General features: G+C 40.3%; 19 protein-coding genes and 1 pseudogene. 11 read left to right on the plus strand and 9 right to left on the minus strand.

Translation table 11 applies throughout. The features are described 5' to 3' along the window. Positions 1 to 99 precede the first annotated feature (99 nt). From AC07M3_RS00405 to AC07M3_RS00415, 3 genes are all read right to left on the minus strand, one after another. Positions 100 to 648 carry an RrF2 family transcriptional regulator gene (locus tag AC07M3_RS00405; protein ID WP_494566172.1) on the minus strand — a complete coding sequence of 183 codons (549 nt, stop codon included), beginning with the start codon at positions 646 to 648 and terminating at the stop codon, positions 100 to 102. A gap of 198 nt (positions 649 to 846) precedes the next feature. Then, positions 847 to 1,866: an MBL fold metallo-hydrolase gene (locus AC07M3_RS00410; protein WP_494566173.1), complete on the minus strand. Its 1,020-nt coding sequence runs from the start codon at positions 1,864 to 1,866 to the stop codon at positions 847 to 849. A 138-nt stretch (positions 1,867 to 2,004) separates the two neighbouring features. Beyond that, positions 2,005 to 2,574 carry a TetR/AcrR family transcriptional regulator gene (locus AC07M3_RS00415; RefSeq protein ID WP_092706030.1) on the minus strand — a complete coding sequence of 190 codons (570 nt, stop codon included), beginning with the start codon at positions 2,572 to 2,574 and terminating at the stop codon, positions 2,005 to 2,007. 749 nt (positions 2,575 to 3,323) lie between these two features. Here AC07M3_RS00415 and AC07M3_RS00420 point away from each other — a divergent pair. The 3 genes and pseudogenes from AC07M3_RS00420 to AC07M3_RS00430 all read left to right on the plus strand — a co-directional run. Then, positions 3,324 to 3,878 (plus strand): TetR/AcrR family transcriptional regulator, encoded by a 555-nt coding sequence (locus tag AC07M3_RS00420; protein ID WP_494566174.1) that lies wholly within the window; start codon positions 3,324 to 3,326, stop codon positions 3,876 to 3,878. Positions 3,879 to 4,107: 229 nt separating this feature from the next. After that, positions 4,108 to 4,317, plus strand: coding sequence for a hypothetical protein (locus AC07M3_RS00425; RefSeq protein ID WP_133745915.1), 210 nt, complete (start codon positions 4,108 to 4,110; stop codon positions 4,315 to 4,317). A gap of 134 nt (positions 4,318 to 4,451) precedes the next feature. Beyond that, a pseudogene (locus AC07M3_RS00430) lies at positions 4,452 to 4,616 on the plus strand (IS5/IS1182 family transposase); the annotation flags it as partial. 178 nt (positions 4,617 to 4,794) lie between these two features. On the opposite strand, the gene AC07M3_RS00435 reads toward AC07M3_RS00430, so the two are convergent. From AC07M3_RS00435 to AC07M3_RS00445, 3 genes are all read right to left on the minus strand, one after another. Further along, entirely contained in the window at positions 4,795 to 6,369 is a 1,575-nt protein-coding gene (locus AC07M3_RS00435) for an aldehyde dehydrogenase (NADP(+)) (RefSeq protein WP_092706026.1), read from the minus strand. A 16-nt stretch (positions 6,370 to 6,385) separates the two neighbouring features. After that, entirely contained in the window at positions 6,386 to 8,173 is a 1,788-nt protein-coding gene (locus AC07M3_RS00440) for an IlvD/Edd family dehydratase (RefSeq protein WP_494566175.1), read from the minus strand. Positions 8,174 to 8,261: 88 nt separating this feature from the next. Continuing rightward, positions 8,262 to 9,437, minus strand: coding sequence for a fumarylacetoacetate hydrolase family protein (locus AC07M3_RS00445; protein ID WP_494566176.1), 1,176 nt, complete (start codon positions 9,435 to 9,437; stop codon positions 8,262 to 8,264). Between the two features lie 111 nt (positions 9,438 to 9,548). On the opposite strand from AC07M3_RS00445, the gene AC07M3_RS00450 reads away from it, so the two are divergent. The 4 genes from AC07M3_RS00450 (at position 9,549) to AC07M3_RS00465 (ending at position 13,964) form a co-directional block, all read left to right on the plus strand. Then, complete coding sequence (locus AC07M3_RS00450) at positions 9,549 to 10,484, plus strand: LysR family transcriptional regulator (RefSeq protein ID WP_309948813.1); 936 nt, start codon at positions 9,549 to 9,551, stop codon at positions 10,482 to 10,484. A 220-nt stretch (positions 10,485 to 10,704) separates the two neighbouring features. After that, the gene (denD, locus tag AC07M3_RS00455; protein WP_092706018.1) at positions 10,705 to 11,676 is read left to right on the plus strand and encodes a D-erythronate dehydrogenase; all 972 of its coding nucleotides are present in this window, start codon (positions 10,705 to 10,707) and stop codon (positions 11,674 to 11,676) included. 33 nt (positions 11,677 to 11,709) lie between these two features. Continuing rightward, complete coding sequence (locus tag AC07M3_RS00460) at positions 11,710 to 13,086, plus strand: MFS transporter (RefSeq protein ID WP_494566177.1); 1,377 nt, start codon at positions 11,710 to 11,712, stop codon at positions 13,084 to 13,086. Continuing rightward, complete coding sequence (locus AC07M3_RS00465; protein WP_092706014.1) at positions 13,086 to 13,964, plus strand: NAD(P)-dependent oxidoreductase; 879 nt, start codon at positions 13,086 to 13,088, stop codon at positions 13,962 to 13,964. The genes AC07M3_RS00460 and AC07M3_RS00465 overlap by 1 nt, the downstream gene beginning before the upstream one ends. Positions 13,965 to 14,048: 84 nt before the next feature. Here AC07M3_RS00465 and AC07M3_RS00470 read toward each other — a convergent pair whose 3' ends face one another. Both AC07M3_RS00470 and AC07M3_RS00475 read right to left on the minus strand, forming a co-directional pair. Beyond that, the gene (locus tag AC07M3_RS00470) at positions 14,049 to 15,053 is read right to left on the minus strand and encodes an NADP-dependent oxidoreductase (RefSeq protein WP_494566178.1); all 1,005 of its coding nucleotides are present in this window, start codon (positions 15,051 to 15,053) and stop codon (positions 14,049 to 14,051) included. A 56-nt stretch (positions 15,054 to 15,109) separates the two neighbouring features. Next, entirely contained in the window at positions 15,110 to 15,913 is an 804-nt protein-coding gene (locus AC07M3_RS00475; protein WP_494566179.1) for an oxidoreductase, read from the minus strand. A gap of 236 nt (positions 15,914 to 16,149) precedes the next feature. Here AC07M3_RS00475 and AC07M3_RS00480 point away from each other — a divergent pair, with 236 nt between their 5' ends. The 4 genes from AC07M3_RS00480 to AC07M3_RS00495 are packed head-to-tail and all read left to right on the plus strand — an operon-like array spanning position 16,150 to position 19,760. Next, positions 16,150 to 17,163, plus strand: coding sequence for an alpha/beta fold hydrolase (locus AC07M3_RS00480; protein WP_494566180.1), 1,014 nt, complete (start codon positions 16,150 to 16,152; stop codon positions 17,161 to 17,163). 40 nt (positions 17,164 to 17,203) lie between these two features. Beyond that, positions 17,204 to 18,067, plus strand: a complete 864-nt coding sequence (locus tag AC07M3_RS00485; protein ID WP_494566181.1) for an alpha/beta fold hydrolase — start codon at positions 17,204 to 17,206, stop codon at positions 18,065 to 18,067. A 46-nt stretch (positions 18,068 to 18,113) separates the two neighbouring features. Continuing rightward, positions 18,114 to 18,500: a helicase gene (locus tag AC07M3_RS00490; protein WP_494566182.1), complete on the plus strand. Its 387-nt coding sequence runs from the start codon at positions 18,114 to 18,116 to the stop codon at positions 18,498 to 18,500. 9 nt (positions 18,501 to 18,509) lie between these two features. Then, positions 18,510 to 19,760, plus strand: coding sequence for an NADH:flavin oxidoreductase/NADH oxidase family protein (locus AC07M3_RS00495; RefSeq protein ID WP_494566183.1), 1,251 nt, complete (start codon positions 18,510 to 18,512; stop codon positions 19,758 to 19,760). A 62-nt stretch (positions 19,761 to 19,822) separates the two neighbouring features. Here the strand turns inward: AC07M3_RS00495 and AC07M3_RS00500 are convergent, their stop codons facing one another. Then, positions 19,823 to 20,263 carry a winged helix-turn-helix transcriptional regulator gene (locus AC07M3_RS00500; RefSeq protein WP_199991265.1) on the minus strand — a complete coding sequence of 147 codons (441 nt, stop codon included), beginning with the start codon at positions 20,261 to 20,263 and terminating at the stop codon, positions 19,823 to 19,825. Positions 20,264 to 20,326: the final 63 nt, after the last annotated feature.

The following is a 20,326-nucleotide window of genomic DNA, read 5'->3' on the forward strand; positions in this document are numbered from 1 at the left end:
TGAGCGAATCCTTTCTCTGATTGTCCGAAAAATCTGAGAAGGCGTTTAAAAAAGGGTTAGGGGTGTTGTTACTCTAGGGTTTGAGGCCCTACAAGCTTATTAGTCGGGCATATCCCGTGATATTTTACTTTTTCGCATTTTTGCTGTTCTTCCTTCAATGCGTTCATTGATCCAGCCATTTACATCACTAAAAAATACGTCGGGTGCATAACGGCCAAAACGGTCTGCAATATCGCCAAGTGTATGAGCACCTAATGCATCTCGCATGGCTTTTTCGGCCTGTAGCATGACAGCATGCACTGCACACACACCACTGGTTGCCCAATCTGGTGGGGCATGATTAAAGACAGCACATTTCCCACGGACTTCTTGGCACTCGAAAAGCGGTTTTTCACCTTCGATTGCATTCACAATATCTAAAAAGCTGATTTCGTGAGCCGGTTTGGCCAGTAAATACCCACCACGAACACCTTCTTGTGCAACAACAAGGCCTGCCTTTTCAAGTTTAGGAAAAATCTTAGCCATAAAACTCGGAGAGACTCCTTGTAATTCGGCAAGATCCTTACTACTCAATGGTTTATCTTCATTGTTCACAAGAAAAAGAAGACAGTGAATCGCATACTCGACGCTACTAGTGATATAAGCCATTTAATTTCATAATTGATCAATTACAAACACAGACTAATGTAGTCTGTGTTTTAAGTCAATAATAAAACTAAGACAAAGTTAGTCCTAGTTTTATTGGTGGGCAGCGTCGATAAGAAGACTGGTACTTATATATTTGAATTTAAATACCTTTAATGAAAGGATAATAGGGAGAATTAATTTAAAAATCGTTAAAAAAACTTACGAACGCCACCAATAATTTTCAACTTTTGGCTCGTTTAAGTTTAATACTTCACCCATTTGAGGCGTACTAATCGCTAACTCATTTTGTTTAGCCAAAGCGACAATTCGTTCAAACGGGTCGTCCCAAGCATGGAGCGCCAAGTCAAAAGTTCCGTTATGCACGGGCAATAAATGACGTCCTTTTAAATCGAGATGCGCTTGCAACGTTTGTTCGGGTTGCATGTGAACATCGGGCCATTCAGGGTCATAAGCTCCGGTTTCTAGCATGGTCAGATCGAAGGGGCCATAACGATGTCCAATCTCTTTAAAACCATCGAAATATCCGGTATCGCCGCTAAAAAACACGCGTAGATCATTATCAATAATCACCCAAGATGCCCAAAGCGTTTCATTACTATCACCCATACCACGACCAGAGAAGTGATGGGCAGGGGTCGCAACCAGTTCAAGACCATCCACATGCGTCGTGTCCCACCAGTCAAGTTGTTGAACTTTTTCTGCTGGAACTCCCCATTTAATGAGGGTGTCACCCACACCAAGCGGTGTTAAGAAATGCTCGACTTTATCTTTAAGCTGCATGACTGCATGGTAGTCGAGATGGTCGTAGTGGTTATGCGACAAAATCACGCCTTTGATGGGCGGTAAGTCGGCAATGTTAATGGGTGGTTGGTGAAAACGTTTTGGCCCAATCCACTGAAAAGGCGAGGCACGTTCTGAAAAAACAGGGTCAGTTAACCAAAACTCATTTCGCAATTTTAACAATATGGTCGAGTGCCCAAGACGAAATAGGGAGCGGTCAGGCGCACTCAAAAGTTGTTCTTTTGACAAACTTAAAACGGGAATGTCTCGGTTGGGCACAGTGTCTTTCGGTTTATTAAATAGAAACTTCCACATCAACTGAAGTGTTTTACCAAAAGATGGTTTGTGTTGGTTTGGGCGTGTATTTCTAAATTTGCCATTTTGCTGTTGTGACGGCATTAAGGGAGAAGGCAAGTCTGTTGTGTTTGAAATAGTCATCTTGTTTTTCCTTTAGTGGAACAAACCTGTATTTGCAAATAAGAACCTGAGAAGTACTTATTAATATCTATAAAATGAGTATTTACTCACTCATTAACTCTTTCAAAAATAAGGACGCCGTGGGTCCTTACCTTTTATTTAAATTGAAACCGCATGCCAAAATGCTTCAAAACCAGATTTGCGATAACGCTCTGCTTGAGAAGGGTCTTGGGCAATAAAATTGAGTGCAACTTCGGCAAGCGCACCTAAAATTGATGCAATAAATAAGGGTGGATAATCTCTTAATTTTCCGTCATTAATACATTCTTGAATGTTTTGGGTCAGGTCACAAAAGGTTTGCATGCCAATTTGTTTGCTTTGCTCAGTAATTTGTTCTGAGGTCGAAAGCTGTGCCATGACTTTTCGTTTAAGGGGAGCTTCTAAACTCCAGTCCAAATAGCTTTGCCAAATGTGCGACATTTGTGCTTGCAGGTCTGATTGGGTAGGGTAACCATTCATCATGACCTGACGGAGCTCGGCCTTTAGCGAAAGATATAACTGATTAAGCAGTTCTTCTTTATTACTAAAATAGGTAAATAAAGTGCCTTCTGCCACGCCAGCAACTTTAGCAATTTTTGAGGTAGACGCACGCTCTCCAAGCTCTGCCAATGTTTCTATTGCAGCACTTAAAATCGCATTACGTTTATCTTCACTACGGGGACGAGCCATATACAAATATATTAATTGAGTGATTACTCAATCATACATAAAAATAGCTAGAGTGCAAGAAATGTTTTGTAGAGGAGGTGAAATTTAGGAACACGCCAATAAGCTCAGAATTTTAAAAAGATTATAGATTTATTTTATATTGTTAAGCTTACATTTAAGATATTCCTTAAATATGTAATTTAATGAAAAACAATAATTAATTAAATAATTTCTAGCCAATTTCACATTGACACCTTAAATATTGAAGATTACCATTTGCGTGCTGGCCTACATTGCCAGTCGGTCGTCGCAGACCGTTTAGTAAAGTGCATCAGATTATTCCTTCTGAGGAGTATTCTTATGTGTATCGATCGTCCCTCGCTTGTTGCGGTAGGACGAGTGAGGGACACCTTTGGGTGTGCTGATTCTTTACTATCAGTCTGCGAACCCTTGCTCGTTCTGCCACCATAATTTTAATATCTGGCAGAACTCCCAATAAAAAGGAGTTGGCTTTGCACATTCATCATTTCTTGGCATTCTTTGCCAAAGTCTATAACGACACAACTTAAACTTTTAAAACAGTTTGATCGCCTCTAGGCTTATCAGGCTTTAAATCGTCACGACTAAAAAACTTGCATCAACAATAAAACTTGAGATGTGCCAAGCACAGTCTTTACGGCTTTGCTATGCCTTTTTTTCTCCCAAGAAAAGGCAGCGGATTTTATATCTCATTTATATACAACAAAAATTTATTTTATAACGGTAAAACTATGCCACATTCAAATCTTCCATTTCGTGCTTTAAGCGTGCTTCATTCTGCAAGATATCTTTTTAATAAAGACGGCTTTCACAATGTCGGGGTAGACCGAATTATTGAGTCGGCAAAAATCCCGAAAGCCACGTTTTATAATTATTTTCACTCAAAAGAACGTCTTATCGAAATGAGTCTGACCTTTCAAAAAGATGGTTTAAAAGAAGAAGTACTTTCAATTATTTATGTTCAAAAAGACTTAACGCTAGTTGAAAAACTTAGGAAAATATACTTTTTACATGCCGATTTAGAAGGGCTTTATCATTTGCCGTTTAAAGCTATTTTTGAAATTGCGAAAACACATCCAAAGGCGTATCAGGTCGTCATTGACTCTCGAAACTGGTTGATCAAGGAAATTTATAATCTGCTTTTAACGTCCAATCCAAATGCCTCAAAACCCGATGCGCACATGTTTTTGTTTGTGATTGATGGAGCAATGGTTCAGCTTTTAGACCCAAGCAAACCAGATGAACGGGAGAGGTTACTTGAGTATTTTTTATTGGGGTTGGGATGAAAGAAAAGCATTTTAATCTATGAATCTAAAATAAAATTTGTTTGATCAAGTAGTCAATGTAATTTATATTTTTAGGAAATTCAAATAACTGCATCTTTATTAATCATATATTTTTATCTTCAATCATAAAATTTACAATGAAAGAAAATGTCACATGAAGTAGGTAGCTTTATAATGATAAGTATGTGAATTTAAAAATGAATCATATTAAAGAATGGATGAAATTAATATGGCTAATCAAAAAAGTGATCAACACCGGCAACAAGAGATTGATCAAGATCGCCAAAATAAACTGCAAGAACAGCAATTCGAGCAAAACCAACAGGATCAACAACAGCAACAAAACCAGCAATACCAACACCATATACCAAATCAACAGCGGCAACAAAACGTGAAAGATCAGAAAGATATACAGCGGCAAAAAGATCAGCAGAACTGATAAAACTATCGCAAATGTATAAAAAACCTCAATATCTCATTGAGGTTTTTTTTATACGTATTTAAGTCTATTTCTTACTGCTGCGGATTTTTTGGATCATTTAGACGATCTGGCTGGCTAGTTGGAAGAAATAGTCGGGTTATCATCATAGAAGTTTGGTTGAGACTAAAATGTACTGTATTAAATTATTAGGAGATAAATTATCAGCAAAGCATTTTTCAAGTCAGGTAAATGAGATGCATGCGAGAATTGCAGCTCTGAATAAATTCACGGAATTAGGCCGACCGTATGCCCAAATCGCAGTTTATCTGTTTGTTTATATCCGAAGAAAATTACTTATATTGCAGGTAATGTTAATCAGGTAAATAGTTATAAATGTGAATAAAAACTTAAGGAAGAATAAAAGCCCGAAGAAGGACTTTTATTCTTTTAAATGGCAGGAAATTACAGTAGATACCCTATAAATTTCGATTAAATTTATAGGGTATCTCTGGTCATCTCACCATTAACCAGTCTTAATATTTGCAACGGGTTACTGTCTTTTAAAGCTTCAGGTAATAAACTTTGCGGGTAGTTCTGATAACACACTGGACGTAAGTAACGGTCAATTGCCAAGGTTCCAACCGAAGTTCCTCTCGCATCTGAAGTTGCTGGATATGGCCCGCCATGTACCATGGCATCGCACACCTCAACACCTGTTGGATAACCATTTAAAAGCAAACGACCAGCCTTTTCTTCGAGCACCGGAACCACATCTGCAAACTCGGTTAAATCTGCTTCATCGGCAATTAAAGTCGCCGTTAGCTGACCATTCATACTTTGCAGGGCTTGAAGGAGTTGGGCTTTATCTTCAACCTCAATGATGACAGTCGTTGGCCCAAAGATTTCTTCTTGTAAAAGCTGATCACCTGCTAGTAAAAGCTCAACATCAGCTTTAAACAGTTGAGGCTGAGCCTGATTGCCTTGCTGGATTTGACCTGCTAAGTGTTCAATGCCTTGATGCTGGGTTAAATGTTCAAGACCTGCCGCATAGCTTGTTAAGGTGCCAGCATTCAGCATGGTTTGTGCAGGTTTGCTGCCCATAATGTTGGTTAGGTTAGTAATGAGTTGGCTAAATTCGACTGATTTAATTCCCAAGATTAAACCCGGATTGGTACAGAACTGACCGCAGCCCAGAACGACTGAATCTGCCAAGTCCTGTGCAATTTTGTCCCCTCGGCTTTTTAATGCTTCGGGTAACATCAGCATTGGGTTAATACTGCTCATTTCAGCAAACACCGGAATCGGTTGTGGGCGGGCTGCTGCCATGTCACATAAAGCGCGACCACCTCGAAGTGAACCGGTGAAACCCACTGCCTGAATTAGGGGATGCTTAACTAAAGGTCCGCCCACGCCATTGCCATAAATCATGTTAAATACACCTTTAGGCATATTTGATTTTTCGACAGCACGTTCAATTGCCTGAGCCACAAAATCTGCTGTCGCCATGTGGCCGCTATGCGCTTTCACTACAACCGAACAACCCGCTGCTAGTGCAGAGGCGGTATCGCCACCTGCAGTTGAAAAAGCGAGTGGAAAGTTACTGGCACCAAATACTGCAACGGGGCCAACACCAATTTTAATCTGGCGTAGGTCTGGGCGTGGTAAAGGCTGACGCTCAGGCAAAGCGGTATCAATACGCGCCCCTAAGAAGTCACCACGACGCAACACTTTGGCAAACAAACGCATTTGTCCACTGGTACGGCCACGCTCGCCTTGCAAGCGTGCAAGTGGCAAGGCAGTTTCTTGTGAGACGATTTCTAGAAAATCTGTTCCCAAAGCATCGAGCTCATCAGCAATGTTTTCTAAAAAGGTAGCACGCTGTTCAGGTGAAGTGTGACGGTAAGTTTTAAAGGCTTTACTTGCTGCTTCACAGGCCTGATTGACCTCTTGCTCGGTTGCATGATGGAATTCAAAAGGCAAAGCTTCGCCAGTTGTTGCATTCACACTTTTTAATAAGTTTGCACTTTGCGCGCTGCGTGAACCGCCAATAAAGTTGTGTCCAATGACCATAATAAATATCCTGAGATTAATGAGAATGTCGTGGCAGATTATTTTGGTTGACCACACGCATATATAAAGTCGCGGGTTCTAAGCAACCGCCAGTAGATAGTTGGCCGACCATGTTGCGATACATTTCTTGCCAAGGTGTTTGAGATACAGAGACTGTTGGCTGCCATTCCTGACGGCGTTTTTCTAGCTCTTCATCAGAAATAAGCACATTGACGGAGCGATTGTTCAGATCAATGCGCAATCGATCATTGGTTTTTAATAACGCAATTCCACCGCCTACGGCCGCTTCTGGTGACATGTTTAAAATAGAAGGGCTGGCAGATGTTCCACTTTGACGGCCATCTCCCAAGCAAGGCAGTGAGTCAATTCCTTTTTTAATCAATTCTGCGGGGGGAGCCATATTGACAACTTCTGCACTGCCCGGATAACCCACTGTTCCAGCACCTCGAATGACCAAAATACAGTGCTCGTCAATTTCCAGAGCAGGGTCATTGATTCGTGCGTGGTAGTCTTCAGGGCCTTCAAAAACAATCGCTCTTGCTTCAAAGCTATTTTCACTATTTGGGTCAGATAAATAGGTTTTCTTAAATGCTTCGCCAACCACAGACATTTTCATAATGGCGCTGTCAAAGAAATTACCACTGAGCACAATAAAGCCTGCGCCGTGTTTAAGTGGCTGTTCATATGGAAAGATGACATCTGAGTTTGAGGTTTTTGCATTTTTAGCAATTTCACCCATTGTTTTACCGCTGACCGATGCACAGTCTTCATGTAAAACACCAGATTTTTGCAACTCATGCATAACCGCAGGAACACCACCAGCGCGGTGAAAGCCTTCACCTAAATATTTACCCGCAGGCATACAGTTTACAATTAAAGGAATCTTTTCTCCAACGCGTTGCCAGTCTTCTAAACTCAACTCAATGCCCATATGGCGGGCAATTGCAATTAAATGAGGAGGACAGTTGCTAGATGCACCTAGAGCAGACGCTACCGCAATGGCATTTTCAAATGATTGTTTGGTCATGATTTTAGAGGGACGTAAATCTTCTAAGACCATTTCGCAAATTCTTTTTCCTGTCATATAGGCCATTTGCCCACGTTCGCGATACGGTGCAGGAATGCTTGCACATGTAGGTAAAGACATGCCCAACGCTTCAGCTAAGGCATTCATTGAAAGTGCTGTACCCATGGTGTTGCAATGCCCAACCGAAGGTGATGCCGAAGTCGTCATTTCCATGAAGCCTTCATAGTCAATTTCACCAGTGGCAAGTAAATTTCTTGCATGCCAGAGCACTGTACCTGAGCCAATTAACTCGCCTTTGAAATGGCCATCTAGCATTGGACCACCGGATAAAACAATGGCAGGTAAATCTGTAGTCGCGGCTGCCATTAAACAAGCTGGTGTGGTTTTATCACAGCCCGTTGTTAGCACCACACCATCAAGTGGATAGCCATGTAATATTTCAACTAAACCTAAATAAGCTAAGTTCCGGTCGAGTGCAGCAGTCGGACGGCGCGACTGTTCTGCAATTGGGTGAACCGGAAATTCCATCGGAATACCACCAGCATCACGAATACCTGCTTTCACACGTTCAGCTAGTTCTTTGTGATGACGGTTACAGGGAGTTAAATCACTACCGGTCTGTGCAATGCCAATAATAGGGCGACCCGACTGTAGCTCGGCACGGGTCAACCCATAATTCATATAACGTTCAACGTAAAGTGCTGTCATGTCAGCATGTGTAGGATCATCAAACCATTCTTGGCTGCGTAAAAAAATCCGTTTATCTTGATCATTCATTTTTAGATCCTTTCACTCATACTTTTTGAAATTTAATTTTTTTCACGAGATGAATCTTACGATTCAACTGACCAATAATACGTGAAAATTACAATAATTCGCGTTGCTTCAAATTACGCATCAATGCATTTATTCCAAAATTCCACGGCGTCGCTTTGTCGCTGGTCATGACCGTGTTGTATAGAGTGCCGAGTTTAGGCGAATGAATACGGACGACATCGCCGACCTTATGGGTAAAGCCCGCGCCAGCTTGTTCCCGATCTTGAGTAGGGGCAAATAAAGTGCCTAGGAACAACACAAAACCATCTGGATATTGGTGATTTTCATTGAGTGTTTGCTGGATTAAATCTTCAGGGTCGCGGCTGATTTGTGACATAGAGCTAATGCCATTGAGCACAAAGTTATCTGTACCTTCAATTTGCAATTCAACATCACAAGCACGGATGTCATTTAAACTAAAGGTATGGTCGAAAAGACGAATAAAAGGGCCAATTGCACAAGACGCATTGTTATCTTTTGCTTTACTTAAGAGCAAAGCACTACGACCTTCAAAGTCCCGTAAATTAACGTCATTGCCTAACGTAGCACCTAAAATTTTACCGTGACTATTTGCAACTAATACCACTTCTGGCTCTGGGTTATTCCACTCAGATTTAGGGTGAATACCAATATTTTGACCAGTTCCCACGGCTGCTAAAACAGGGGCTTTAGTAAAAATTTCTGCATCTGTGCCAATACCTACTTCAAGGTATTGAGACCACATTTTTTGTTCAATTAAATATTCTTTGAGTTGAAGGGCTTTTTCTGAGCCGGGTTCAATTGTTTTTAAATTATCGCCAATCACATTTTGTACAACTTCACGGATGGATTGAGCTTTTTGTGCATCGCCACCTGCTTGTTCTTCAATCACGCGTTCTAACATGCTTGCCGCAAAGGTTACGCCAGCCGCTTTAATCACTTGTAAATCAATAGGGGCTAAAAAATATGCTTTGTTTTTCTCTGGTTCAGACACCGTATTTGCAAATAACTCATCAATTGAGCCAACTAATCTTCCTTCAATTTCAGATAAAGCTTTTAAAGGATCTGAACTTTCAAGCAACTGGGAAATCGTATGAAACTTTTCTGAAATATCAAAAACCTGATTGTCTTTTAAAAGAATCGGAGATGGACCTGAAATTTGATTTGGAATCCATGCACGGCCAATTAGACATCCTTGGGTAGCGTCATCTGGTAATGAGTTCTGGGAATTTAAGGTAAAGTTCATTTAAAGCATCCTTCTTTTATTTGAAATCATGATATGTTTCTTATTTAATAAACACCAATCGTAATAATTTAATTATTAATAACGAATAGTTATCGAAAAGGATTTTTATAAATGGCGGATTTGACTTACTCAAGCTTAAATAATTGGTTGAAATTCAAACATTTGGTTCTTCTTGAAACTTTAGCACGAACCAATAACATGCATTTGGCTGCCGAGCAGATGAACTTAAGTCAACCTGCGGTGAGTAAAATGCTAAAAGAAATTGAAAGCCTGCTAGGTTTTCAGGTTTTTGAACGCTTACCCCGAAATATGCCAGTCACTGCTTTGGGAGAGCATGTTATCCGCTATGCGCAGCGCGTTTTAAATGATGCAAAGCATTTTGTTGAAGACATTGAAATTTTGCGCTTGGGCGGTCATGGGTTCTTAAAGGTAGGAGGCATCTTTGCAGCAACCGCAGTGGTCATTCCAAACTCAATTATTGAAATTAAGAAAAAATGGCCGCTACTTTCTATCGATGTGGTTGAACAGACCAGTGACCATTTAATGGAAATGTTAAGCGAACATACTTTAGATTTAGCCATAGGCCGCTTTACCGATGTCACTCAAAGCCAGTTTTTCAATTTTCAGCCCTTAGGGCCAGAGCCATTTTGTATTGTTGTGAATAGTGCCCATCCATGCGCTCAGAAAAAATTTTGTACCCTAGAAGAATTATTAAATTGGCCATGGGTCCTCTATCCCAAAGGCACGCCAATTCGAGAACGTATGGAAGGTGCATTTGCGCGGGCAAAAGTAAAAATACCTTTAAATACGGTGAACACCATGTCTATGCAGACTTTTTTACAGATCTTAAAAGGTGCGCCTATGGTCGGAATGTTGCCAGAAGCGATGGTGATTGATCAGGTGAAAGAAGGCCAATTACAGATTTTAGAAACTGATTTGATTTTAGATGCGCAAGATTATGGAATTTTGACACGTAAAGATGAGCCAGTTTCTGACATTGCCTCGGCCTTTATCGACATTTTATTAAAGAACGCCAAACGTAAGTAAAATGATAGGCCCCAAAACATGAAAATATTTGGGGCTTTTTAATTAAAAAATAAGAAAAAATAGCAAGTTATTGTTGAGTTATAACCATATAAAACTGATATTAAAAAGTTATCAATATTTAGAAATTATTCATTGGAAATTATTGCTTGGACTCCTTATCGTTTAATTCACGATGATTAAAAAATTTTTAAGTGAATAAAAATTAGGAAAGGATCCCTGTATGAATGTGCTAATCACTGGTGGTACTGGTTTTATTGGAAAACAAATAGCCAAAGAGATTCTAAAAATCGGCAGCTTGGCTTTAGATGAACAGCAGCCAAAGCCCATCAATAAAATTATTCTGTTTGATGCATTTGCTGGTGATGACTTGCCGCAAGACCCGAAAATTGAAGTCATTGTGGGTGATATTACCGATAAAACTACTGTAGCAAATATTACAGAAAATATTGATGTAGTTTGGCATTTGGCTGCCGTAGTCAGTTCAGCGGCAGAAGCTGATTTTGACTTAGGAATGGATGTTAACCTTTATGGACTTTTAAATTTATTAGAAGAATTAAGAAAAAAGCAGACACGACCTCGAGTCATTTTTGCCAGTGGCTGTGCTGTATTTGGTGGTCAATTACCAGAAGTTGTGACAGACGAGACAGTTGTTACGCCAAAGTCTTCTTACGGCATGCAAAAAGCAGTAGGAGAATTACTCGTCTCAGATTATTCAAGAAAAGGCTTTATTGATGGCCGTATTTTAAGACTACCAACCATTGTGGTTCGTCCCGGTAAACCGAATAAAGCCGCATCTACATTTTTTAGCTCAATTATTCGTGAACCGTTAAAAGGCGAAACGGCAATTTGCCCAGTACCGTCAGATACCCCAGTTTTTGTGACTTCACCACGGCGCTGTGTTGAGTCAATGATTAAGGCCGCAACCATTTCGACAGATGTACTTCAAGACAATCGAATTATTCCTTTACCGGGATTAACCGTTACGGTTAAAGAAATGCTTGAGGCGCTTGAAAAAGTTGCAGGCAAACAAGCAACCGATTTAGTGCAATGGCAAGAAGACCAAACCATTCAACGTATTGTTAAAAGTTGGCCCGTTCAGGTGAAGGCTGAATATGCAGAATCTTTAGGTTTCCAAGCGGATAAAAATTTTGAAAGCGTCATTCAGGCACATATAGAAGATACCCAAAATTAATGGCAGTGATCGCCAGTTGATGTGAGAGTTATTATGGAAGATATCAAGAATGTAACTGCTCTCGAAGAGCAGACAATTAAGCGTGTTTCGAGTCGAATTATCCCGTTTCTCATTATTTTATTCATTGTGGCATTTCTAGACAGAACCAATATTGGTTTTGCTGCGCTACACATGAATGATGCGATTGGAATTACTCAAACCATTTTTGGTTTAGGTGCGGGCGTATTTTTCCTTGGTTATTTTATTGCTGAAGTACCGAGTAATGTTTTACTTCATCGCTTTGGGGCACGGATCTGGATTGCCCGAATCATGATTACTTGGGGCATCATTGCCGGGCTTATGGGTTTCATTCATAGTGGTACTCAGTTTATTGTTTTACGGTTTTTACTTGGAATTGCCGAAGCGGGTTTCTTTCCGGGTGTTATCTTTTATTTAACCTTATGGTTTCCTGCAAAATATCGTGCCCGTGTTTTCGCAACGTTCTATCTTGGATTGCCAATTGCACAAATTATTGGTGCCCCAATTTCAGTTGGTCTTATGCAATGGGGCAATACCATTGGCTATGAAGGCTGGCGCTTAATGTATATTTTGGAGGGTATTCCTTCAATAATTTTAGGCTTAGTCTGCTTAAAATATTTAACCAACAACCCTAAAGAAGCTCAGTGGTTAACGGCTGAACAGCGTCAATGGCTCATGACTACGTTAGAGCGTGAAGAAAGAGAAAAAGAACAATCTACAGAAGTGGCTTTAACCAAGGGTGAAATGATTAAGCAAGTATTTAAAAATCCATTGGTTTGGATTATGGCAGTTGTTTATTTTGGAATTACTTCAGGTTCAAATGCAATGTTCTTCTTCTTACCAAGTGTTTTAGAGTCATTCCGTAACACCTTTGGTATGGAAATCAGCCTCATTCAAAATGGTTTACTCACTGCAATTCCATATGCTTTCGCGGCAGTCGGCATGGTTTTATGGAGCCGTCGTTCTGACCGTAAACAAGAGCGTTATAAACATGGCGCTTGTGCTGCACTCATGGCTGCTTCAGCAATTGCGATTGCCTTAATTGTGAACCAACCTTGGGCAATTATTGTAGGTTTTATTCTGCTTGCGATTGGCGTGTTTAGTGCAATTAATATTTTCTGGACCATTCCTGGGCAAACTTTAACAGGCGTTGGTGCCGCAGCCGGGATTGGGTTAATTAACTCTGTCGGTAACTTAAGTGGTTTTACTGGCCCATATTTAACTGGATATTTATATACAACCACTGGAACCTACACAGTAGCATTTCTTGTAATTGCAGGATTTGTTGCCATGGGTGGTTTAGGGTTGTTGCTATTGGCAAAGTTAAAATCAAATAGCTTAAAAGCAGAGCAACAGCAATTCAAAGTTCGAACTGCGACGGAGATGAAATAATGGCGACCATCGGATTTGTTGGTACAGGCATTATGGGAATGCCAATGGCCATGAACTTATTAAAAGCAGGCCATCAACTCAAGGTCTGGAATAGAACTCCATCTAAAGCAGATATTTTAAAAGACGCTGGTGCACAGGTTTGCAGTGAAATTGAGCAAGTCGGAAAAGATGTCGAGTTTTTAATTTGTATGCTCAGCGACGGAAAAACATGTGATGACATTTTGTTTAAAGAACACGGTGCAGTCTCGCAGCTAAAACCAGAAAGCACCGTGATTGTTATGAGTTCGATACCGGTTGAAGTTGCAAAAACACAAAGTGAAAAGTGCAAAGAGCGATCACTTCGCTATTTAGATGCTCCGGTCTCTGGCGGAGAAAAAGGCGCTCAAAATGCAAGTTTGGCAATTATGGTGGGTGGAGAGCTTTCTACCTTCAAACAGGCTGAAAATATTTTAAGAGCGATGGGCAGACCAATTTTAGTCGGTGACGCTGGCTGTGGCGAACTTGCTAAACTGGTCAATCAAATGATTGTTGCCACTACCATTGCAACGGTAAGTGAGGGTTTATTACTTGCGAGTAAGGCTGGAGCTGACCCTGTAAAACTCAAACAGGCATTAACAGGCGGTTTTGCAGACTCTCCGATTTTGCAGCAACATGGTGAACGTATCTTAACGCGTAATTTTAAACCCGGTGGAACAGCTAAAACCCAGCATAAAGATATTCATACCGCCATTAGCTATGCCAAATCACTAGAGTTGAATTTGCCTATTGCTGAATTGGTCAATCAGCTCTTTCAAAATATGGTGGTCGCTGGTGACGGCGAACTTGATCACTCAGGTTTAATCCGTGAGTTAGAGCGGATGAATCATTTAGCTCTTTAATTTTATAAAGCTACTACGAATGGTCGAGTCATTAAGATCTTTAATGATTTGACCATTCGTAGTGTTTTTTATTTAAATAAATGCTCAAAGTTCAGCAATATTATTTAAAACAACTTTACCTTTTGATCGGCCCGTATTTACATATTGAAGTGCTTCTTTAATTTGAGCAAAGTCATAGGTTTGGTCAACTACGGGTTTAATCTTTCCAGCTTCGACCAATTCGGAAATTTTTGAGAGCTGTGGACCACTCGGTTGCATAAATAAAAATGAATAAGTAATGCCACGTTTTTTTGCTTTATGTCGAATTGACCAGCTTAAAAGCGGGATAACACATTTTAGAAACCAGTTCGGATTAATTGCTTCTGCAAAAGCTTGGTCGGGTGGACCTGAAATACTAATAAGACGCCCACCACGTTTAAGTACATTGAGGGATTTCTCTAAGGTTTTCCCACCTTGTGTATCTAAAACCACGTCATAGTCTTTAAGCTCTTGCTCAAAGTCCGTTGTTTTATAGTCAACAATGATGTCGGCACCCAACTCTCTAACCCAACGAGTGTTTTTGCCACTGGTTGTGGTTGCAACAATAGCACCTAATGACTTGGCAAGTTGAATTGCAATTGAACCCACACCGCCTGAACCTGCGTGAATCAGTACTTTTTGTCCAGCTTTCACTTTTGCAATTTCAACTAGTGCTTGCCATGAAGTTAAGGCAACTAAAGGTAGAGCTGCTGCCTGTTCCATCGAAATATTTTGCGGTTTAAGCGCCAGCGAAGACTGCTGAACAACCGTATATTCGGCAAAAGCGCCGTTCAGATCGGTCTTTGCATACACTTCGTCTCCAGCTTTAAACTGGGTAACGTTCGATCCAACTTCTACCACTGTGCCTGCAAAATCATTGCCTAAAATAAAAGGAAATGGTACTGGCAAAATTGCTTTAAATTCACCTTCTAAAACTCTTAAGTCGAGAGGGTTAATACTTGCTGCCTGTACCTTAACAAGGACAGCATCTTCGGTTAGAGATGGTTTGGGTTGTTCATTGATTTGTACATCATCAATCTTGCCATAACGGCTTATGTAGGCTGCTTTCATTTTAAACCTCTATTTTTTGAAATTTGTTTTTAATGTTTTATAAGCTTAAGTTTGCTCTAAACTTTTAAGCTGCGCTGAATTAATTTGTCAAAGATCTTTGCTGGTGCAAATCGTCTTAACGCTTTTAAGTTTTTTGCAGTTTTACCTGCTGTGTAGCGAGGTACGACATGTTGACTTTGAATCACATCTAAAATTGTATTGGCAACCAAACTAGGGTCATCCGACTTATTAATTGAATTAATCATTTGTCGATGTAACTTTTTGCGGGCTTCATCATAAAAAGCAACTTTATTGTCGGCTTCAAGTAAATTCATTCCTAAAGAAGTCTTGGTATAAGCGGGTTCAATAAGAGATACACGAATGCCCTGAGACCTTAATTCATGGTCTAAAGATTCAGAATAACCTTCAAGCGCATGTTTTGACGCAGAATAAAGTGCGCTAAAAGGCATAGGCACAAGTCCAAGAATTGAACTGACATTTAAGATCAGTCCTGAACGGTTTTCACGCATATGTGGAATTACTGAACGTGTCATTCGAACAGCGCCGAAGAAGTTGGTATCAAAAATAGCCTGTGCTTGTTGCATTGAGCTTTCTTCGGCACCAGCAGGCGATATTGCAAACCCTGCATTGTTAACTAAGACATCAATTCGGCCTTCGTTTGCTATTACTTTTTCAATGGCTTGAGCAACTGAGTCTTCTTGATTTACATCTAACTCAATAAGATGAAATTTATGCTTAGAGGGATTTTTTGCTTGTCGACTTGTGCCATAAACAATAAATCCTGCTTCCTGTAAAAGCTCTGCCGTCGCCAACCCAATACCCGAAGATGCGCCTGTAATGAGAACTACTTTGCTGGTCATATCATGTTCCTTACTTAAACTTTGTCGCCTGAACGAATGAATTCCGGCTTGATTTTTTCATCATAATCTAAAAATAAAATAGTTACTACTAAAAAGATAGTGACAATCTAATTTTACCTATGTATAGTTGGTATTAAATCGATACTTACTCTGTTTTTTATCTTTTCTCCCTTTGAAAGATCACTCATAAAAAACAGATAAATCAGATCAATGAATTAAATTTGAGGATCAGAGAAATGAAGTTTTTATTAAATACAGTTGCTATGAGTTTGACGGCGGTATCTATTTTTAGTGCTCCCTTAACTCAGGCTGAGGTTGTGCCATCGGTTTCTTTTAATGAACCATCTATTCAGGCACATAAAGTGTCATCAAGTGCTATTAACAATCCGCAAGCAGGGCAAAACGCTCAGCAAGATACAAATTGGAAGGATGTACCCACTCAATTTATTAGTGCTGGTGGCGTTAACTTCGCTTACCGAGAATACGGTCAACAAAACGGTGGAACACCTGTCATTTTCTTAAATCACTTGGCAGCAGTTCTAGATAACTGGGACCCACGAATGATTGATGGAATTGCAGCTAAACATCATGTGGTGGTGTTTGATAATCGTGGTGTCGGCGCTTCTACAGGTAAACCAGCCCAGTCGATTGAGCAGATGGCAGATGATGCGATTGCTTTCATTCAAGCAAAAGGATTTAAGCAAGTTGATTTATTTGGCTTCTCGATGGGCGGCATGATTTCACAAGAGATTGCACTAAAACAGCCGAATTTGATTCGAAAAATGATTTTATCTGGAACTGGCCCTGCGGGCGGTACAGGAATTAGTACCGTAGGGCGAATTTCTAATTGGGATTTAGTCCGTGGAATGGTTACTCGTCAAGACCCTAAGGTTTATCTTTTCTTCACACGTACAGAAAATGGTAAAGCTGCGGCAAAACAGTTTATTCAACGTATTAATGAACGTACCGAAAACCGTGATAAAGAAATCACCATGTCAGCCTATCGTGCCCAACTTAAAGCACTCAAAAAATGGGGAAATAAAGAGTCTGCTGACCTTTCTGTAATTCAACAACCTGTATTGGTTGCCAATGGTGATCATGACCGAATGGTGCCAACAGTAAATACTTACGATTTAGCAAAGCGTTTACCGAATAGCTCACTCGTCATCTATCCAGATGCAGGTCATGGGGGAATATTTCAGTTTCATGATGATTTCGTAAAACAATCTCTCACGTTTTTAGCTAAATAAAAATTAGCTTAATCAGAAACTTAAATTTAGGATAAAGATAATGACTACTATTACTCACCAAACAGCAGAGACCCAATTCATTGAAGTAGATGGAGCAAATTTTGCCTACCGTCGATGGGGGAATGCAAATACAGAGCAACCACCGTTATTTTTTCTCCAGCATTTCCGAGGCGGGTTAGACAATTGGGACCCAATCATTACAAATGGTTTGGCAGAAGGGCGTGAAGTCATTTTGTTGAATGGTCGAGGTATTGCTTCATCTACAGGCCAGCCCCGTACTCGCATTGAAGATATGGCAGACGACACGGCAGCAGTCATTCGTGCTTTAGGCTTAAAACAAGTTGACCTGTTAGGCTTTTCACTCGGCGGGTTTCAGGCACAAGATTTAGTACGCCGTCATCCTGAACTCGTCAGAAAGCTGATGCTTTTAGGTACAGGACCAAGAGGCGGTAAACCACGCGGTGATGACCCAGAAGTGGCTACGTTGGTATTGAAACATGCCACAACTGCTGTGCCGTCTGAAGAAGACTTTCTCTTTTTATTTTTTGGTCGCTCTGAAGCTGCTATTCAAGCGGGTCATGAATTTTGGCAACGTCGACATGAGCGTAAGAACCAAGATCAGGCAAGTTCAGTTGAAGTCATGCAGGCACAGATCGAAGCCAATATGCATTTTTTACCTCAACTTGATGAGCAAGATCCATTTGAGCATTTACGTGAGATTAAACAACCTACTTTCATTTTAAATGGTGTAGATGATGTGATGATTCCGACCATCAATTCATATCACATGGCACTCAACATCCCAAACGCGCAGCTATTTATCTATCCAGATGCAGGACATGGCGCCCAATTTCAGTACCCTGAACGCTTTGTAAAGCATGCAATACAGTTTTTAGATGAATAGATACATGAGTTTGATCTAGTCAATTTGATGAATCAAGAAGACAAAAATGATGAAATTTAAATTATTGCTGTGGATGCTCACCAAGCTCATGCAGCGTGCGGTAAAAAAGAATCCGAAATGTGCAGCGTATGTGAAAGATAAAAATGTCATCTTTCAGATTCAAACTGCAAGTGGTGAAGGGCGCTATTTCGAAGTGAAAAACGGCAAGATTAACTCTTACTCAGGACTAACCAAGTCACCCAGTTTTATTTTTACATTTAAAACAGGTAGCAAAGGGTTCGCCGTATTGTCTGCTAAAGACAGCGTGAATACGTTTTTAACGGCACTTAAAACACAAGACCTTGTCATTATTGGGAATTTTGTGGATGTGATGTGGTTTCAAAGTTTAGTGGACTTTATTCAACCTCATTCAAAACCATCTTTAACTGTGTGAGATAAGACCATGACTCAACTGCAATTAAAAACCAATCTTTTGAATCAGCCTTTAACGTTGCCAAATGGCTTCAGCATTCCAAACCGACTAGCGAAGGCTTCAACCAGTGAAACCTTAGCTACCTATACAAATAATCCAACCGAAAAACATGTTCGGTTATATCAGCGTTGGGCTGCATCAGGAATTGGGATGATCATCAGTGGCAACATTATGATTGACCGACGTGCCTTGGGTGAGGCTGGGAATGTTGTTGTTGAGGATGAGCGTGATTTTGCGATTTTACAAAAATGGGCAAAATCCGTGACCGATCAAGGTTCTCAATTGTGGGCACAGTTAAATCATCCGGGAAAACAATCAACGAAAGGATTAAATGTACGTAATATTTCTGCATCGGCAGTGCCGTTCGGGCCAGAAATGCAATCTTTATTTGCGACGCCTGAGGAAGCCACAGATGCAGAGATTATAGATATTATTCAGCGTTTTGGTCGTAGTGCTGCCATATGTCAAAAGGCTGGATTTAGTGGCGTCGAGATTCACGCTGCACATGGTTATCTCATTAACCAGTTCTTGTCGCCTTTGCATAATTTAAGAAACGATGAGTGGGGCGGTACGCCTGAAAAACGCCGTCGTTTTTTAATGGAAGTTTATACAGAAATTCGAAAACAAGTCGGTAAAGAGTTTCCAATTGCGATTAAGCTTAACTCGGCAGACTTTCAAAAAGGTGGTTTTACTGAGCAAGACTCTTTAGAAACCATTCAGGCTTTAGCAGATGCAGGGATCGATCTCATTGAAATATCGGGTGGTACCTATGAATCAGGAGTAGCTAAAGCGCCACAAAAAGCTTCGACTATTGCACGTGAAGCTTTCTTTATTGATTTCGCAGAAAAAGTAAGAACACTCGTAAAAACACCGCTGATGGTCACAGGTGGTTTTCGGACCGTAGAAGGTATGAATCAAGCTTTACAGTCTCAAGCGTGTGATGTCATTGGGATTGCAAGAATTATGGCAATTGAACCTGATGTACCTAAATATTTGCTAGCGGGCAAAAATGGTCTTCAGTCGGTGCATCCCATCAAAACAGGCATTAAGAAGGTTGATAGTCTAGGCGTTATGGAAGTACTTTGGTACACCCAACAATTAAAACGCATAGGTCAAGGTAGAGAGCCAAAACCTTATGAAAGTGGTTTATGGGCATTTATTAAATCTGTTTTACGTAATGGTTGGGGAACTTATGCAACCCAACGTAGCCGAGCAAAATAGCTGATTTACTTTAAATAGGCACAATAAAAAGCACTCCAATTGAGTGCTTTTTATTTAAAATATTATTCGCTTTTTTGGCGAATAGGGCGAGTACCAATCTCGGCACCCGTTATTTGATCAATCACAATCGGTTTAATCTCAGTGCCTTGTTCTGCGTCAAGAAAAGTCACCATTTTTTCGGGCTGGTCATAAGGTTTATATTTTCGGCCCCATGCGCCAATCACAAATAAAGCAGGTAAAAAATCTTTACCGGCTTGAGTTAATAGGTATTCCTCACGCGGCGGATGTTCGGAGTATTGTCTTTTTTCGAGTAAGCCTTCCTCCACTAAAACAGATAACCGTTTAGTTAGCATGGTTGGTGCAATACCTAAGCTCTTACGAAACTGATCAAAACGTGTAAAACCCGCATGAGCATCACGTAAAATCAACATACTCCACGCATCACCTAGAACAGAAAGACTTCTAGCGATTGGGCAGACTTCAAGATTGCTATTTTTACTCATATCGAATTAATAAACTTAATAGTAACTACTAAAATAATACTAACATAAAGTGGTGAGTGAAAC

Source organism: Acinetobacter sp. GW821-FHT09D10, assembly GCF_059416285.1.

Coding starts and splice junctions, on each gene's coding strand:
- AC07M3_RS00405 (WP_494566172.1), bottom strand. CDS start 648: ATGGCTTATATCACTAGTAGCGTCGAGTATGCGATTCACTGTCTTCTT.
- AC07M3_RS00410 (WP_494566173.1), bottom strand. CDS start 1,866: ATGACTATTTCAAACACAACAGACTTGCCTTCTCCCTTAATGCCGTCA.
- AC07M3_RS00415 (WP_092706030.1), bottom strand. CDS start 2,574: ATGGCTCGTCCCCGTAGTGAAGATAAACGTAATGCGATTTTAAGTGCT.
- AC07M3_RS00420 (WP_494566174.1), top strand. CDS start 3,324: ATGCCACATTCAAATCTTCCATTTCGTGCTTTAAGCGTGCTTCATTCT.
- AC07M3_RS00425 (WP_133745915.1), top strand. CDS start 4,108: ATGGCTAATCAAAAAAGTGATCAACACCGGCAACAAGAGATTGATCAA.
- AC07M3_RS00435 (WP_092706026.1), bottom strand. CDS start 6,369: ATGGTCATTGGACACAACTTTATTGGCGGTTCACGCAGCGCGCAAAGT.
- AC07M3_RS00440 (WP_494566175.1), bottom strand. CDS start 8,173: ATGAATGATCAAGATAAACGGATTTTTTTACGCAGCCAAGAATGGTTT.
- AC07M3_RS00445 (WP_494566176.1), bottom strand. CDS start 9,437: ATGAACTTTACCTTAAATTCCCAGAACTCATTACCAGATGACGCTACC.
- AC07M3_RS00450 (WP_309948813.1), top strand. CDS start 9,549: ATGGCGGATTTGACTTACTCAAGCTTAAATAATTGGTTGAAATTCAAA.
- denD (WP_092706018.1), top strand. CDS start 10,705: ATGAATGTGCTAATCACTGGTGGTACTGGTTTTATTGGAAAACAAATA.
- AC07M3_RS00460 (WP_494566177.1), top strand. CDS start 11,710: ATGGAAGATATCAAGAATGTAACTGCTCTCGAAGAGCAGACAATTAAG.
- AC07M3_RS00465 (WP_092706014.1), top strand. CDS start 13,086: ATGGCGACCATCGGATTTGTTGGTACAGGCATTATGGGAATGCCAATG.
- AC07M3_RS00470 (WP_494566178.1), bottom strand. CDS start 15,053: ATGAAAGCAGCCTACATAAGCCGTTATGGCAAGATTGATGATGTACAA.
- AC07M3_RS00475 (WP_494566179.1), bottom strand. CDS start 15,913: ATGACCAGCAAAGTAGTTCTCATTACAGGCGCATCTTCGGGTATTGGG.
- AC07M3_RS00480 (WP_494566180.1), top strand. CDS start 16,150: ATGAAGTTTTTATTAAATACAGTTGCTATGAGTTTGACGGCGGTATCT.
- AC07M3_RS00485 (WP_494566181.1), top strand. CDS start 17,204: ATGACTACTATTACTCACCAAACAGCAGAGACCCAATTCATTGAAGTA.
- AC07M3_RS00490 (WP_494566182.1), top strand. CDS start 18,114: ATGATGAAATTTAAATTATTGCTGTGGATGCTCACCAAGCTCATGCAG.
- AC07M3_RS00495 (WP_494566183.1), top strand. CDS start 18,510: ATGACTCAACTGCAATTAAAAACCAATCTTTTGAATCAGCCTTTAACG.
- AC07M3_RS00500 (WP_199991265.1), bottom strand. CDS start 20,263: ATGAGTAAAAATAGCAATCTTGAAGTCTGCCCAATCGCTAGAAGTCTT.